Here is a 15,709-nt window from a genome sequence, read left to right as displayed (position 1 = left end):
CCCGGCGACGGAGCCGGCAGGATCGGCCGCTTCCTCAGGCGTCGCGCCATGCCGAGAAGGTCGCGGCCTGTCCCACATTCGTGCCGTCGCGGTCGAGCTGCCAGACCACCGCCTGGTCGATCCAGAACCGCCGGCCGTCCTTGGCGATCCGCAGGCCGCGATAGCCGCGGCTGAAGCCGTCCCGGGTGACCGCGTCGAGGAGGCTCTGCCGCGCGGCCCGTTCGGGCGCCTCGGCCGAGAGCCGCGAGGGCAGGCCGATCAGTTCGTCCCAGGCGTAGCCGAAGCAGGCCTGCGCGGCCCGGTTGCCGTAGACGAAGCGCGGATCCGCGCCGCCATCGTGGGCGAGGACCGCGAAGGGGGCCGCCGCGTAGAGCCAGGCCGCATCGGCACCGGCCGGCACCAGGGACTCGCCGAGCCGCCGCGCATAGCTGCCGGTGAGCAGGGCGAAGAAGTCCGGGTCGTGCGAGAGGTCCGTCATGATCCGCTACAGGACAGGGTCCGCGTCGATGCGCATGCGCAGGATCGCGTAGGGCGGCTGCTGCAGGTCCCGGCCGCGGTTGAATTCCGGCCGCCGGTTGACCTGGGCCGCCGAGATATAGAGCCATCGGTCCGGGGTGATCCAGAAGGTGTCGGCCCAGATCAGCCGGTCGTCGGCGGCCAGCACCTCCACGGTGCCGTCCGGCAGGCGCCGGCCGACCGCGTTGTGCTCCTGCAGGCTGAGATAGACCCGGTCCTCGGAATCGGTGGTCAGCCCGCCGGTCATGCCCTTCTCGCCGAGATCCATGACCGCAGCGGCCACGGCCGCGTCGGAGACGTTCGGGTCGCGCAGGGCCGCGGTCTCGACCGCGTAGAGCCGCCGGCTCATCAGCGGCGCGTAGTACAGGCGGCGTCCGTCCGGGCTGATCGCGATGCCGTTGGCGCCGCCCTTCGGGCTCTTCTCCGGCGCGTCGCCCTTCCGCTCCATCACGGGCCGCCGCTCCACGAACTTGACCAAGCCCTCCTCGGAGCGCGTGCTGGGATGGTCCGCGAGGCGCCGCACCACCCGCCCGCTGTCGAGATCGACCGCGAGGATCGCCCCCGCGCCGGCCTGCCCCTGATCGGTGACGTAGGCCAGCGCCCGCCCGTCGCGCACGTCGACCCGCAGGTCGTTCAGCGAGGAATCCGGCACCACGCCCGCGTCGAGGGGGATCGTCCGGCGGATGCTGTTCCGGCCGATATCGATTGCCAGGATCTTCGCGCCGCCCGGCACCGGCCGTCCCTTGCCGGTCGGCAGGCCGGCATCGAGCACCCAGAGGGTGTCGTCACGGTCGAAGACGCCGTTCGGCACATGGAACAGGGTGGCCTGCGGCGCCTGCGGATCCGGGCGGTTGGCCGCCGCGTCGGGGTAGGGCTTCACCGATCCGTCGGGCAGCACCTCGCCGAGGGTGATCGGCTCCGCACCGGTGAAGCGCGGCATCATCACGAAGATCCGTCCGCCCCGGGCGATGGCGAGTCCCGTGGGGGTCGAGGGCGCATCCGCCGCGATGGCGAGGTCCAGAATCCCCGCAGGCCGGCTCGTCGGGGGCGGCGGCGTCCCGGCGCGGGCCGCGGGGGCGGCGAGGGCCAGGAGCCCCGTTCCGATCAGGCGGCGGCGGTCGAGGCGCATGCGGATCCCGGCGTGGCGGTCATCGGAGTCCCGGCGGGGGCGCGGCGCGCGCCCGACGGGATGCCGGCCCAACGCATGGGCCGTCCGGGCGATCCCGCGCGCCGGAATCCGCGCCCCGCCGATCGGGAGCCGGCGACGGGCGGTCCACAGGCGCCGCCGCGCGACGCTGGCCCCAGCCAGCGGCGTCACGGTAAGCACGATCGTGCCGGACCTCGATTCGGCGCCGCACGGGCCGAGGCCCGGGCCTGAGATTGGAGAGGTGGGACACGCATGGATCCCGAAGGATCCGAACCGGCGCCGGACACCGCGCCCCGGCCCGGCGCCGGCTCGCTGCGGGTCCTCGCCCTGGCGGTGCAGAAGGGCGGGACGGGCAAGACAACCCTCGCGGCCTCCCTGGCCGTCGCCGCCGCGGAGGCCGGCGAGCAGGTGACCGCCCTCGATCTCGACCCGCAGGGATCCCTGGCCGGCTGGGGGGCCCTGCGCAAGAGCGACCGCGGGAGCGACCGCGAGAGCGACGCCGTCGCGGTCGACCGGATCCAGCCCTGGGAGATGGGCCAGCTGTCGGAGATTCTCGGCATCCTCGCCGAGCAGGGCACGACGCTCGCCGTCCTCGATACCGCCGGCAGCGCGTCCGGCCTCGCGCCGGCCCTGAAGGATGCCGACTTCGTCCTGATGCCGGTCCGCCCCTCGCGGCTCGACATCGTGGCCGCCCGGCCGACCCTCCAGGCGCTCGTCGGGCTCGGGCTGCGGGAGCGGCTGGCCCTGGTGCTGAACCAGTGCCCGCCGCCGCCCTCGCCGCGCACCAGCGCCTACGCGGCGCAACTGCGCGCCCTGGGCGTCCTGGCCGAGCCCGGCATCATCCACCGGGTCGACCACCAGGACGCCCTGGCGACCGGGCTCGGCGTCACGGAATACGCCCCCGTCAGCCCGGCCGCCGACGAGGTCCGGGCCCTCTGGACCTGGATCGACGGGAAGATGCGGTCGGCCTCCGCCCGCTGACGGCTCAGCCCTGGCCGAGGGCCGCGAGGATCCGCGCCCAGGAGCGCGTGCCCTTGTGGAAGCTCGTCAGGTCGTACTTCTCGTTCGGCGAGTGGATCCGGTCGTCGTCGAGGCCGAAGCCGATCAGCAGGGTGTCGCGCCCGAGGATCCGCTTGAAGTCGCCGACGATCGGGATCGAGCCGCCGGCCCCGACGGTCACCGCCGGCACGCCCCACTCGTCCTGCAGCGCGGCCTTGGCGGCCCCGAGCTGCGGCATGTCGAAGGGCAGGCTGATCGCCCGCGAGCCCTTGTAGGTGATGACCTCGACCCGGCAATCTGCCGGCACGCGTTCCCGCACGAACGCCTCGAAGCTCTCGGCGAGCCGCTTCGGATCCTGGTCGTCCACGAGGCGGAACGAGACCTTGGCGGAGGCGGTCGAGGCGATCACCGTCTTGGTGCCCTCGCCGGTATAGCCGCCGATGATGCCGTTGGCGTCGCAGGAGGGGCGCGACTGCACCAGCTCGATCGGCATGCGCCCGCGCTCGCCCGCGGGCTCCTTGAGGCCGATCGGCCCGAGCAGAGTCTCCGGCGTCAGGCCGAGGCCGCGCCACTGCTCCAGCACCTCGGGCGGGCGCTCGTGCACGCCCTCGTAGAAGCCCGGAATCGTCACGCGACCGTCCGCGTCGTGCAGGTCGGCGATGATCTTCGACAGGACGTGGATCGGGTTGCGGGCGGCGCCGCCGAAGAAGCCCGAATGCAGGTCGCGGTCGGCGCAGGTCACCTTCACCTCGAAATAGGCGAGGCCGCGCAGGGACGAGGTGATGGCCGGGGTCTTCCGGTCCCACATGCCGGTGTCGCAGACGAGGACCACGTCGCAGCCGAGCCGGTCGCGGTTGGCGGCGACCCATTCGGGGAGCCCCTGCGAGCCGCTCTCCTCGGCGCCCTCGATCAGGATCGTGACGCCGCAGGGCAACTCGCCGTGCATTGCGATGTAGGCCCGGCACGCCTCCACGAAGGTCATCACCTGCCCCTTGTCGTCGGAGGCGCCGCGCCCGACGATTTTCTTGCCGCCTTGCCCGTCATCGGCGAGGTGCGGCTCGAAGGGCGGCGTCGTCCACAGGTCGAGGGGGTCGACGGGCTGCACGTCGTAATGGCCGTAGAACAGGACGTGCGGCGCGCCCGGCTTCGGCTTGTGGGCCAGCACGACCGGATGGAGCGAGGTCTCCTCGACGGAGGTCTCGAAGCCCAGCGCGGTCAGGTCCTTGGCGAGCCAGGCGGCGGCCTCGCGGCACTGGCCGGCATAGGCGGGATCGGTGGAGATCGACGGGATCCGCAGGAAGGCGAACAGCCGCTCCAGGGCGTTCTCCAGATCCGTGTCGATGTCGTTGAGGATCGCGTCGAGCGCGGCCATCGGGGGCTCCGGGGTGCGGCGGGGACTCTGCGGGACGAGGGTTAGCCGAGGCGGGGCGGGGGCGGCAACGTCGGAGGACGGGTTGATTGGCCCCGGAGCCGCTTCGCGGACCCGCCAGCGATCATGGGGTGAGACAGCGCGCACCGGAACAGGCGCAGATTGGAATGGTTATCGATCGAGCCCTCAGGCCGGTGCCCGCGCGTCTCTGCCGGTTGCCGCTTCGGCCGATCCGTTCCCGCCCGGCCCCGGCCGGCCCAGACCGTGGACGACATCATGCGACTCGAGACCCAGCCGCCGGTGTCGGCGGATACGCCCATCGGCATCACGCTGACGATCAACGGGCAGCGGCGCGAACTCCGCGTCGCGCCCTGGACCACGCTCCTCGACCTGCTGCGCGAGCGGCTCGACCTCACCGGCACCAAGAAGGGCTGCGACCACGGCCAGTGCGGCGCCTGCACGGTGCTGGTGAACGGCACCCGGGTGAATTCCTGCCTGACCCTCGCGGTGATGAAGGACGGGGCCGAGATCACCACGGTCGAAGGGCTCGCCGCCCTCGGCGACCGGGCGGGCAGCAACGCCCTCCACCCGATACAGGAGGCGTTCATCGAGCACGACGCCTTCCAGTGCGGCTACTGCACGCCCGGCCAGCTCTGCTCGTCGGTGGGCCTGATGAACGAGGGCCACGCCCACACCCGGGACGAGATCCGCGAGGCGATGAGCGGCAACCTCTGCCGCTGCGGCGCCTACACCAACATCGTCGACGCCATCGAGGACGTCATGCAGGGAGACGCCCGATGAACCGCTTCGATTACGTCCGCGCCGGCACGGTGGCGGAGGCGGTGCAGGCCTTCGGGGCCGGGGCCCGCTTCATCGCCGGCGGCACCAACCTGATCGACCTGATGAAGTACGAGGTCGAGAAGCCGGGCCGGCTGATCGACATCACCCACCTGCCCCTCGACCGGATCGAGGCGCACGGGGACGGGCTCCGGATCGGGGCGCTGGTGACCAACGCCAAGGTGGCGTACGACGACAGAGTGACGGCGCGCTATCCGCTCCTGCGCAACGCCATCCTGGCCGGCGCCTCGGCGCAGCTGCGCAACGCCGCCTCCACGGGCGGCAACCTGCTGCAGCGGACCCGCTGCTACTATTTCTACGACGTGGCCACGCCCTGCAACAAGCGCGCGCCCGGCTCCGGCTGCCCGGCGATCGGCGGGATGAACCGCATCCACGCGATCTTCGGCACGAGCGACAAGTGCATCGCCACGCACCCCTCCGACATGTGCATCGCGCTGGCCGCCCTGGAGGCCACCGTGCAGGTGAACGGGCCGCAGGGCGAGCGGTCGATCCCGTTCTCCGAATTCCACCGCCTGCCGGGGGAGTCCCCCGAGACGGACACGAACCTCGCCCCCGGCGAGATCGTCGTGTCGGTGGACCTGCCGGAGAGCCGCTTCCCGCAGCACTTCACCTACCTGAAGCTGCGCGACCGGTTGTCCTACGCCTTCGCGCTGGTCTCGGTGGCGGCGGGGCTCGAACTCGACGGCGACCGGATCAAGACCGCGCGCCTCGCGCTGGGCGGCGTCGCCCACAAGCCCTGGCGCAACCGCGAGGCCGAGGCCCTGCTCGAAGGCAAGCCCGCCACCCGCGCCAGCTTCCAAGACGCGGCCGACCTGATCGTCGCGGAAGCCAAGCCGCAATCGGAGAACGGCTTCAAGATCGATCTCGCCCGGCGGGCCATCGTGCGCGGCCTCGAACAGGCCGCCGCCGGCACGCCCCAGTCGCTCAGCGACAAGCGCATCCAGTAGGCCCCGCCATGACCCAGACCTCGAACCCCCAGACCTTCAGCTCCACCGGCCGCGACACCTTCGTCGGCACGCCGCGCAGCCGCATCGACGGGCCCGCCAAGGTCACCGGCCTCGCCAAGTACGCGGGCGAGTTCGCCGCGCCCGACCTCGCCTACGGCTATGTGGTGTCCAGCTCCATCGCCAAGGGCCGGATCACCGCCATCGAGTCCGCCGAGGCCGAGGCGGTCCCGGGCGTCCTCAAGGTCATTACCCACGCGAACCGGCCGCGCACCGCGTGGCGGGACAAGAACTTCCAGGACGCGGTGGCGCCCCCCGGCTCGCCCTTCCGCGCCCTCTACGACGACCTGATCGTGTTCAGCGGCCAGCCGGTCGCCCTGGTGGTGGCGGAAGATTTCGAGACCGCGCGCTACGCCGCGTCCCTCGTCCGCGTCAGCTACGCGATGCAGGAGCCCGTCACCGACCTCAAGGCCGTGCGCGGCGACGCCTACGATCCGCCCACCAAGCGCGAGGGCATCAAGCCGCCGCCGGCTCCGTGGGGCGACGCCGACCAGGCGTTCGGCAGCGCGCCGATCCGCGTGCAGGGCGGCTACAGCATGGCCAACGAGCACCACAACCCGATGGAGCCGCACGCCACCACGGTGGTGGTGGAGCAGGACGGGACCTACACGGTCTACGACAAGATCCAGGGCGTCTCGAACAGCCACCAGTACCTCGTCAACGTGTTCGGCCTGAAGCCCGATCAGGTCCGGGTGCTCAATCCCTATCTCGGCGGCGGCTTCGGCTCCGGCCTGCGTCCCCAATACCAGGCGTTCCTGGCGATGCTGGCCGCCCAGGAGCTGAAGCGCTCGGTCCGGGTCACCCTGACCCGCGACCAGATGTGGTCCTTCACCTACCGGGGCGAGGCGCTCCAGACCGTCGCGCTCGGTGCCGAGCCGGACGGCACGCTGACGACGCTGCGGCACGACGCCGTCCAGGGCACCTCCACCTTCGAGGATTACCAGGAGGTGATCGTCAACTGGTCGGGGGTTCTCTACCGCTGCGAGAACGTGGCCCTGACCTACCGCATCGCCAAGCTCGACACCGCCACCCCGGGCGACATGCGCGCCCCCGGTGCCGTGACCGGGGTCTTCGCCATCGAGACCGCCATGGACGAGCTCGCCTATGCGACCGGCCAGGACCCGATCGCCCTGCGGCTGAAGAACTACGCCGAATCCGACGCCACCGCCCAGGACAAGCCCTTCGGCTCGAAGGAGCTGAAGAGCTGCTTCCGGCAGGGCGCCGAGCGCTTCGGCTGGGCGAAGCGCAATCCCGAGCCCCGCTCCATGCGCGCGGGGCGGGAGCTCGTCGGCTGGGGCGTGGCCACCGGCATCTGGGAATCGATGATGATGCAGTCGAGCGCCATCGCGACCCTGACGCCGGACGGCCGCCTGACGGTGGGCAATTCCACCGGCGATATCGGCACCGGCACCTATACGATCCTGACGCAGATCGCCGCCGACACCCTCGGCCTGCCGATGGACGCGGTGACGACCAAGCTCGGCGACACCCGCCTGCCGGAGGCGCCGGTCGCCGGCGGCTCCTGGACGGCGGCCTCCTCGGGCACCGCCGTGATGAAGGCCTGCCGCAACGTCGGCGAACAGGTGTTCAAGCTCGCCCGCGGGCTCGAGAACTCGCCGCTCGCCAATGTCGACTTCGACCGGGCCGTCTTCGCGGACGGCCGCATCGCGGTTGCCGGCGATCCGGGCCGCAGCGTCTCCCTGGTCGAGGTGATGCAGGCGGCCGGCATCGACAAGGTCGAGGCGGTGGAGCAGGCCGGGCCCGACAAGGACTTCAATCAGAAATACGAGGCCTACACCCACTCGGCGATCTTCGTGGAGGTGAAGGTCGACGAGGAGCTGGGTCAGGTCCGGGTGACCCGCGTCGTCTCGGCGATCGCGGCCGGCAAGGTGCTCAACCCGAAGACCGCGCGCAGCCAGATCCTCGGCGGCGTCGTCATGGGGATCGGCTCGGCCCTGGAGGAGGAGTCGATGCTCGACCACCGGATCGGCCGGTTCATGAACCACAATCTCGGCGAGTATCATGTGCCGGTGAACGCCGACATCTACGACATCGACGTGATCTTCGTGGAGGAGGAGGACAAGGCGAACCCGCTCGGCGTGAAGGGGCTCGGCGAGATCGGGATCGTCGGCACCGCGGCGGCGATCACCAACGCGGTGTTCCACGCCACCGGCAAGCGGGTGCGCGACCTGCCGATCACGATCGACAAGCTGCTCTGAAGCCGAGATCCGAGCGCCGCCGCGCCCCGGGCGCGGCGGTCACGTCCACGTCAACGTCCATGGGCGCATCCGCATCGCGAGCGCCGTGATGCGATCTGGGGGTGCGCGCTCGGTCGGCGTGGCACTCCGCCTGTCGCTCCGCGCGCGAAGGCGCCAAGCGCCCGGAACCGAAACGGCGTGAGAGCTCCGTGAGCCACCTGCTGCACTCCTGGCGCTTCTGGGCGCTCGCCGCCGCCGGCTTCGCGGCACTCACCGCGATCCTCGCCAAGGTCGGGGTCTCGGGCGTCCAGTCGGATGTCGCGACCTTCGTGCGGACCGCCGTGATCCTGGTCTTTGCCGGGGCGATCGTCGTCGGCTCCGGTCAGGCCGGCGGCCTCGCGCAGATTTCCGGCCGCAGCCTCGTCTTCCTCACCCTGTCGGGGCTCGCCACCGGGGCGTCGTGGCTCTGCTACTTCCGGGCCCTGTCGCTGGGCGACGCCGCCCGGGTCGCGCCGATCGACAAGCTCAGCGTCGTGCTGGTGGCGATCCTCGGCGCCACCCTGCTCGGCGAAACCCTCAGCCTCGCCGCCTGGATGGGCGTCGGCCTGATCGCCGCCGGGGCCGCCCTCGTCGCATCCGGCTGGTAAGCGCTGGTCAGCGGATGCGTGCCGGCGCACAGATCCGTTAACCGGTGGAGCGCATCCTGACGGTCCCTCGCGAAAGGGGACCGTCATGGATTGGGTCTATCGTGGCTTCGAGACCTCGCTGATCGGTCTCGCCCTGTGTCTCGGCCTCGCCGCCTGTTTGACGCTCGGTACCGAGCGGACACCGACCGGCACGCTCTCCGTCACCCTGCCGATGCTCACGGTGACCGCTCCCGCGCCCTGAGGCGAAGGGAGCGGTCGGATCCGGCGGAGCGTCAGCCGGCGCTGTTCACGGCGCGGAACATGAAGCTCCGGGCCTCGTCGTCCATCTCGGCCTTGAAGGCGTGGCGGCCCTTCAGCGCCTCGGCGGCCTGCGCGGCCGGCCGCGCGTTGAGCGCGTCGAGGTGGCGCTTGACGTTGGGCAGGTCCCCGAAGGCGCCTTCGCCGAGGATGAACGGCACCATCCGGGCCCAGCCCCAGACCGCCATGTCGACGATCGTGTAGATGTCGCCCAGCACGTAGGTGCGGTCGGCGAGGCGCTGGTCGAGGATGCCCCAGTGCCGGCGCGCCTCGAAGGTGTAGCGTTCGGTGGCGTAGGCGCCCCCGTCCTGCGCGAAGTGGCGGAAATGCACGCACTGGCCGGAGAACGGCCCGATGCCGGTCGCCACGAACATCAGCCACGACAGCATCTCGCCGCGGACCGGCTCGCCCTCCGGCAGGAACCGGCCGGTCTTGCCCGCCAGATACATCAGGATCGCGTTCGAATCGAACACGGTCACGTCGCCGTCGACGATCGCCGGCACCTTCCCGTTCGGGTTGACCGCCGTGTAGGCGGGATCGAACTGCTCGCCCTTGCGGGTATCGACCGGCACCGGCTCGTAGGGCAGCCCCATCTCCTCGAGGCAGAGGGCGACCTTCATGGGGTTGGGGCTGAGATTGTAGAAGAATCGAATCACGGCGCTCTCCCTGAACGACCCCGGCAGGATGTCCGGGCCGGGCGAACGCACAAGCCGCCGCCGCGCAGGGCGGCTATTCCACGATGATCTTGTAGCCGCGACCCGGCACCAGCGCGGCGCCGCGCTCCAGGCCGTTGAGGACGAGGAACCGGTCGAGCGCCCGGTCGGGCACCGCCATGCGGCGGGCGAGATCCTCGGCATTGGCCGACATCGCCTGGACCACCTGCAGCCGCAGGGGACGCAGGACCGCCTCGTCCGGCGACACGGCGACGAGGGTCGCGGTCCAGCGGCGGAAGGCCGGGTCGGGATCGGCGGTGCCCTTGGCGGCCATGATCATCCGGTAGGTCGAATCGCCGATCCGGATCGCCGCGAGGCGGAAGGTCCACTCCTTCCCCCGCGACAGCGCGAAGGCCGCCGGGTGGCCGCCGACCTCCCGGGTCTCGAAGCCGGCCGGGTCGAAGGCGTCGTTCCAGCTCGCCTTGAGCACCGCGTCGAGGGGTTGGCCCTCCTTGGCCTCGATCTGGTCGAACAGCAGGCGCCGGCTGCCGTCCTGGGTCGTCCCGAGCACCGCCGAGCGGGTGTTCTCCAGGGTGAAGCCCTCCGGCACCTCGAAGGCGATACCGAGGCCGGGATGGATGAAGCGGTGCCCGCGCACCGCGCCGTCGCGCGGATTGTCGCCGTAGGCGAGGCCGTCCACCGCCGCGAGGTAGGTGGCGCGGTCGTCGGTGCCGATGCCCGGCGCGCCGATGCGGCGGGCCGCCCGGGTGACCTGGGTGATGCGCTCGGCCGTGCCCGGATGGGTCGCCAGCATGTCGGGCGCGTTGGCGCTGCCGGCCTTCAGCCCGGTCGAGCGGCTGAGGGCGGTGAGGAAGCGCCCGGCCGCGAACGGATCGTAGCCGGCCTTGGCGAGGGTGCGCACGCCGGTGGCGTCCGCCTCCAGCTCCTGCTCGCGGGAGAACCGGGCCAGGGCGAAGCGGGACTGGTGCTGGAGCTGCGCGCCGGTATCGGGATCGTTCAGCACGTCGGCCACGACCCGGCTGACGAGCGCCGAGCGCAGCTCCAGCTCGCTGCGGGCCGTGGCGTGGTTGAGGGTCACGTGGGCCATCTCGTGCGCCAGGACGGCGGCCACCTCGGAGGTGTCGCTCGCCAGGGCCACGAGGCCGCGGGTCACGTAGAGCCGCCCGTTCGGCAGCGCGAAGGCGTTGACCACCGGCGAATCGAGGAGCGTCACCGTGTAGCTCTGATCGGGCCGGTCGCTGGCCCGCACGAGGCGGTCCGTCACCTCCGTGAGCAGCCGCATCACGTTGGGCGCCCGCGCCTCGCCCCCGAAGGAGGCCACGAGCTTGAGGTGGTCGGCGTCCGCGGCGCGCTCGCGGCCCGTCGTGCGCGGCGCCTCCGCGGGCACCCGGACCACGGCCGGCCGCACGGTCGCCTCGGTCTGGTCGGCGACGCAGGCGCCGAGCAGCAAGGCGAGCCCGCCGAGCGCCGCCGCACCGCGCGGGCGGCGTCCCGCCCCGTGGACGCACGCCCCGATGATGTGACCCGTGATCCCGCCCATCGCGATCAGCGCCGCAATTCCCGTTCCCCGTCCGGACCGGCCTCCGGCCGGTCCGCCTCGTCCAGAACCTCGATCCCGTCGACGGCGGCCTCCAAGGTCGGGCCGCGCCGGACCTCGAGGAGGCCGCGCACCCGCACGCGCCGGTCTTCGAGCGAGGCCGCACTCAAACCACGGGCGCGCATCATTCGCCAAGTGCGTTTCGATACCGTCACCGTGAGCCCGTCCGTGCCCCGGGCCGCGAAATCGAGATAGGTGCGCGCCCCCCGCTCGCCGATATGGCGGATGCGCCCCTCCACGACGACGAAATGCCCCGCCTTCGCCCGGAGCGCCGGGCCGTCCTGCGCCCCTGGAAGCGGCGCGCGCCAGAGGCCGAGCCTGCGCGCGCGGGCCGCCGCCTCCACGAGGCGCAGGGCGGGGCGGCAGAGCGAATCGGCCTCGTTCGCGTCCGCGACGGCGAGGCCCGCCCCGATGAGGCCGCCCGCCAGATCCTCCTCACCCTCCGCGATCAGGAGATCGGCCCGCACCCGATCCCAGCGGTCGGGTTGCCCGCGCGGAATCATCGTGACCCTGGCGCCCAGACGGGCCTCCAGCCAGGCCTGGGCCGCGGATGCGGCCTCCGGCGCGTCCGGCCACCGCAGCGAGTCCGGCACCGCCCGGACGCCCGACGCGAGGCGGATCTCCCCCCGGGGACCGATCCCCGCGATGACCTCGACGCGCGCCGGCCCCGCCATGCATTCGGACAGGCTGGTCCGCGGGGCGGCCCGGACCGGCAGGACGCCCGGCGTCGCGGCGAGGGAGGCCGTGAGCACGACCGCGCGCACCGCCGCGCGCATCCCCGCGCGCACCACCCGCGCCGCTGCCGCGCTCCGCTGTCTCTTCCAGCCCGTGATCCCGCCCATGGAACACCCCCGAGGCCGCGAGCCCCGGCCGTCCGCCTTTCCACCGGGCGCGGTTGGCCTCGGACGGGGAGAATGCTATGGAGCACGCGGTTGTCTCCGTAGCTCAGCTGGACAGAGCACAGGTTTCCTAAGCAGGTTCAATTGGGCGTCGCGTCGGGAAACCACGCGGCGGATCCGCTCAAAGTCGGGGAAAGCTTCCGGCATCGGCGCTCAGGCGTCCGATGCTCTGCCGATCCCGAGCCAAGCCCGACGGTGCCCCGGCGGGAAGGTGTAGAGACTAGACGGGCGGCACCTAACGGCTGGAGGGATCCAGTCCACGGTGAAGGGATAGTCCAGGCCACGAACGCGAGCCTTCGGGACGCGGCGGCGAAAGCCGAAGTGGTATGAAACCTGGGGTCGCAGGTTCGAGCCCTGCCGGGGACGCCAAGTTTTCGCGTCTTGCAATTCTCTCCGGCCGCGGAGCCGCGCGCAAATCGTCCGCCACGGTGACCGCCTGCCGGTGACAAGTACCGAGGGCCGCGCTAAGCTTTGCTGCCAGGATTCATGGCGGGGGTGGACGAGCACTTCATGGCGGGCCAGAAGACCGATCAGCGCGACGTCTATGTCGGGCAACGCATCGCCGAGCAGCGCCGGAAGGCGTCGCTCACACAGCGCCGCGTCGCGCAGAGCTTCGGTATGTCTGCTGCCCAGCTCCAGAAGTATGAGAAGGGCACCAACCGGATCAGCGCCGTCCATCTCGATATCTTCTCGCGGATGACCGGCGTGCCGATGGATTACTTCTTCAAAGGCATGCCCCGGAACGATGACTTCGTCGCGCCGGGCTTCGGCGAGCGCGAGCAATCCGCCCTGTCGGATGGCGGCCTGAAGGGGCTGGCCGAAATCGTGGGCCGTCACATCACCGAAAACTTCTCCGAGGAAGCGCGCCGCGACGTGGCCGACGCCATCCGCGCCCTGGAGAGCAAGATCGGCGGTTGAGGCCGCGGCGGGATCCCCGGGGCGGCCGTTCTTTCGGTCGTTTCGTTCGTTATAGCGGATCCGTTCGTTCCTCCATCTTGACCGTCCACTGCTCGGGTGCGAGAACGCCCGCCCCATGAAGGGTCTAACGCCGCGATCGCGACGGCGTACCTCTGAAACCGAGGCCGTCTGATGCCGCGCTCAAACTATCTGTTCACCAGCGAGTCCGTGTCCGAGGGGCACCCCGACAAGGTCTGCGATAGAATCTCCGACACCGTCGTCGACGCCTATCTCGCGGCGATGCCGGAGGCACGGCTCGGCGTCGAGACCCTCGCCACCACCAACCGCGTCGTCATCGCCGGCGAGGTGCGCGGGCCCGATTCGGTCACCTTCAAGGACCTCGAGGCCCTGACCCGCGAGGCCGTGAAGGATATCGGCTACGAGCAGTCGGGCTTCCACTGGAAGAACAACGACGTCGCCATCTACCTGCACGCCCAGTCGGCCGACATCGCCCAGGGCGTGGACGCCGCCGGCAACAAGGACGAGGGCGCGGGCGACCAGGGCATCATGTTCGGCTACGCCGCCGACGAGACCCCCGAGCTGATGCCGGCGCCGATCTTCTACGCCCACAAGATCCTCAAGGACCTCGCCGACGCCCGCAAGGCGAAGCAGGGCGACGCCGCCAAGCTCGGGCCCGACGCCAAGAGCCAGGTCACGGTCCGCTATGAGAACGGCCGCCCGGTCGAGGTCACGCAGATCGTGCTGTCGACGCAGCACCTCGACGAGTCCCTCGATTCCGCGGACGTGCGCGCCATCGTCGAGCCCTACATCCTCAAGGCCCTGCCGCAGGGCTGGGTCAACGAGGGCACGGCCTGGCACGTGAACCCGACCGGCAAGTTCGTGATCGGCGGTCCGGACGGCGATGCCGGCCTCACCGGCCGCAAGATCATCGTCGACACCTACGGCGGCGCGGCCCCGCATGGCGGCGGCGCGTTCTCCGGCAAGGATCCGACGAAGGTCGACCGCTCGGCGGCCTACGCGGCGCGCTACCTCGCCAAGAACGTGGTGGCCGCGGGCCTCGCCAGCCGCGCCACGATCCAGCTCGCCTACGCGATCGGCGTCTCGAAGCCGCTCTCGATCTACGTGGACCTGCACGGCACCGGGAACGTGGACGAGGCCAAGCTCGAAGCCGTGCTGATGGACGCCATGGACCTGTCGCCCCGCGGCATCCGCACGGCGCTCGGCCTCAACAAGCCGATCTACGCGCGCACCTCGGCCTACGGCCATTTCGGCCGCGCCCCGGAGGCCGATGGCGGCTTCTCCTGGGAGCGGACCGACCTCGCCGGCAAGCTGAAGTCCGCCCTCGCCTGACGACGGAATCGCCCCGGACCCGCGGAGCGGGTTCGGGGCAGCGCCGGTTCCGGTGTCGTCCGGGGCCTGCGCCGGACGCACACCCACCGCGATCGGCGCCCCCATGCCTGGGTCCGACCGATGGCCGGCTCGGGCCGGCAACCGCTGCGTCATCCGGGGCCGCCCCGCGGAGTCCGCATCCAGACGCGCCGGCGGATCCGGATCTGCGTCGGGACGGCGATCCCGGATCCGGGCTTGCCCGCGGCCCCCGGACCGACGGCGCGAGACACCGGCACGGGACGAAGGCCCCACGCCGCCGAGCAACCCCGCTGAGATGCGCAAGCCCTTCGACGGCGCACCGTGACCATGTCTGACACGTCTGGACGCGCCGCACCGCCGGCCGAGGAGCTGGAGCGCGCCTTCTTCGGCCGGCGCAAGGGCAAGCGCCTGCGCGGCCAGCAGGAGCGCCGGCTCGCCGAGCTTCTGCCGGCCCTGCGCATCGACCTGCCGCCGGACGACCGGCCCCTCGATCCGCGGACGCTGTTTCCCGCGATGGCGGCGCCGCCCGAGGCGCTCTGGCTGGAGATCGGCTTCGGCGGCGGCGAGCACCTCGCCGCCCAGGCGGCCGCGCAGCCGACCGTCGGCATCATCGGCGCCGAGCCCTTCGTGAACGGTGTGGTCAAGCTGCTGGCGGCGATCGAGGCGCAGGGTCTGCGCAACGTCCGCATCCGCGACGCGGACGTGACCGCCCTCCTGGCGCGCCTGCCGGATGCCTGCCTCGATCGGGTCTACCTGCTCTATCCCGATCCCTGGCCCAAGCGCCGGCAGCGCAAGCGCCGCTTCGTCTCCGATGCCTCGCTCGCCGAGATCGGCCGGGTGCTGAAGGATGGCGGCCTGTTCCGCTTCGCCAGCGACATCGACGACTACGCCGGCTGGACGCTGGTCCGGGCCGCGCGCTGCCCGGACCTCACCTGGACGGCACGGGGTGCGCAGGACTGGACGCAGCCCTTCCCGGGTTGGCCCGGCACGCGCTACGAGGCCAAGGCGCTGGACGCGGGGCGGCGGCCCACCTACCTGGAATTCGCCCGGCATCCGCGCTGAGACCGGCCTCGATCGCGCCGCCCGGGCGCCCGGTCGCCGCAGGCGGAGCGGAACGCCTTGCCACAGTCACGCTCGATCGCCATCCTGAAGTCCCGCCGCGGTTGCGGATCGCTGGGCGGGGTTCATCTCCGGCGGGAGCGTGCCACGGCACGTTCG

15 protein-coding genes are annotated in these 15,709 nt (G+C 71.7%); 9 read left to right on the top strand and 6 right to left on the bottom strand.

Features of this window, described 5'->3' with window-relative positions:
• Positions 1 to 34: 34 nt before the first annotated feature.
• Positions 35 to 478 (bottom strand): MEKHLA domain-containing protein, encoded by a 444-nt coding sequence (locus tag ABC766_RS16495; RefSeq protein ID WP_053609379.1) that lies wholly within the window; start codon positions 476 to 478, stop codon positions 35 to 37.
• A gap of 6 nt (positions 479 to 484) precedes the next feature.
• A complete protein-coding gene (locus tag ABC766_RS16490; RefSeq protein ID WP_345819043.1) occupies positions 485 to 1,645 on the bottom strand; it encodes an SMP-30/gluconolactonase/LRE family protein in 1,161 nt (386 codons plus the stop codon).
• Positions 1,646 to 1,915: 270 nt separating this feature from the next.
• Between ABC766_RS16490 and ABC766_RS16485 the strand changes: the two genes are divergently transcribed.
• Complete coding sequence (locus tag ABC766_RS16485; RefSeq protein ID WP_043354018.1) at positions 1,916 to 2,644, top strand: ParA family protein; 729 nt, start codon at positions 1,916 to 1,918, stop codon at positions 2,642 to 2,644.
• A gap of 4 nt (positions 2,645 to 2,648) precedes the next feature.
• Here ABC766_RS16485 and ABC766_RS16480 read toward each other — a convergent pair whose 3' ends face one another.
• Positions 2,649 to 4,034: a M20/M25/M40 family metallo-hydrolase gene (locus tag ABC766_RS16480; protein WP_043379370.1), complete on the bottom strand. Its 1,386-nt coding sequence runs from the start codon at positions 4,032 to 4,034 to the stop codon at positions 2,649 to 2,651.
• Between the two features lie 273 nt (positions 4,035 to 4,307).
• Here ABC766_RS16480 and ABC766_RS16475 point away from each other — a divergent pair, with 273 nt between their 5' ends.
• The 5 genes from ABC766_RS16475 (at position 4,308) to ABC766_RS16455 (ending at position 8,979) form a co-directional block, all read left to right on the top strand.
• On the top strand, positions 4,308 to 4,832 hold the full coding sequence (locus ABC766_RS16475; protein WP_043379471.1) for a (2Fe-2S)-binding protein: 525 nt from the start codon (positions 4,308 to 4,310) through the stop codon (positions 4,830 to 4,832).
• Positions 4,829 to 5,836: an FAD binding domain-containing protein gene (locus ABC766_RS16470; protein ID WP_043354027.1), complete on the top strand. Its 1,008-nt coding sequence runs from the start codon at positions 4,829 to 4,831 to the stop codon at positions 5,834 to 5,836. Before ABC766_RS16475 ends, ABC766_RS16470 begins: the two co-directional genes overlap by 4 nt.
• Positions 5,837 to 5,844: 8 nt before the next feature.
• Complete coding sequence (locus ABC766_RS16465; RefSeq protein WP_345819037.1) at positions 5,845 to 8,112, top strand: xanthine dehydrogenase family protein molybdopterin-binding subunit; 2,268 nt, start codon at positions 5,845 to 5,847, stop codon at positions 8,110 to 8,112.
• Positions 8,113 to 8,300: 188 nt separating this feature from the next.
• Positions 8,301 to 8,738: an EamA family transporter gene (locus ABC766_RS16460; protein WP_043346438.1), complete on the top strand. Its 438-nt coding sequence runs from the start codon at positions 8,301 to 8,303 to the stop codon at positions 8,736 to 8,738.
• Positions 8,739 to 8,823: 85 nt separating this feature from the next.
• A complete protein-coding gene (locus ABC766_RS16455; protein WP_167380420.1) occupies positions 8,824 to 8,979 on the top strand; it encodes a hypothetical protein in 156 nt (51 codons plus the stop codon).
• A 31-nt stretch (positions 8,980 to 9,010) separates the two neighbouring features.
• Here the strand turns inward: ABC766_RS16455 and ABC766_RS16450 are convergent, their stop codons facing one another.
• From ABC766_RS16450 to ABC766_RS16440, 3 genes are all read right to left on the bottom strand, one after another.
• Positions 9,011 to 9,691 (bottom strand): glutathione S-transferase family protein, encoded by a 681-nt coding sequence (locus ABC766_RS16450; RefSeq protein WP_345819033.1) that lies wholly within the window; start codon positions 9,689 to 9,691, stop codon positions 9,011 to 9,013.
• A gap of 73 nt (positions 9,692 to 9,764) precedes the next feature.
• On the bottom strand, positions 9,765 to 11,249 hold the full coding sequence (locus tag ABC766_RS16445) for a M48 family metalloprotease (protein WP_043379364.1): 1,485 nt from the start codon (positions 11,247 to 11,249) through the stop codon (positions 9,765 to 9,767).
• 5 nt (positions 11,250 to 11,254) lie between these two features.
• Complete coding sequence (locus ABC766_RS16440) at positions 11,255 to 12,082, bottom strand: thermonuclease family protein (protein WP_427902325.1); 828 nt, start codon at positions 12,080 to 12,082, stop codon at positions 11,255 to 11,257.
• Between the two features lie 633 nt (positions 12,083 to 12,715).
• Between ABC766_RS16440 and ABC766_RS16435 the strand changes: the two genes are divergently transcribed.
• From ABC766_RS16435 to trmB, 3 genes are all read left to right on the top strand, one after another.
• Entirely contained in the window at positions 12,716 to 13,123 is a 408-nt protein-coding gene (locus ABC766_RS16435; RefSeq protein WP_043346443.1) for a helix-turn-helix domain-containing protein, read from the top strand.
• Between the two features lie 171 nt (positions 13,124 to 13,294).
• A complete protein-coding gene (metK, locus tag ABC766_RS16430; RefSeq protein WP_053609375.1) occupies positions 13,295 to 14,473 on the top strand; it encodes a methionine adenosyltransferase in 1,179 nt (392 codons plus the stop codon).
• A 345-nt stretch (positions 14,474 to 14,818) separates the two neighbouring features.
• A complete protein-coding gene (gene trmB, locus ABC766_RS16425) occupies positions 14,819 to 15,553 on the top strand; it encodes a tRNA (guanine(46)-N(7))-methyltransferase TrmB (protein WP_043759730.1) in 735 nt (244 codons plus the stop codon).
• The last annotated feature ends 156 nt before the right edge of the window (positions 15,554 to 15,709 follow it).

The sequence above is a fragment of the Methylobacterium fujisawaense genome, assembly GCF_039619325.1.
Taxonomy (GTDB): domain Bacteria; phylum Pseudomonadota; class Alphaproteobacteria; order Rhizobiales; family Beijerinckiaceae; genus Methylobacterium; species Methylobacterium fujisawaense.
Note: the sequence above shows the minus strand (reverse complement) of the source record. Positions and strands in the feature narration are given on the sequence as shown.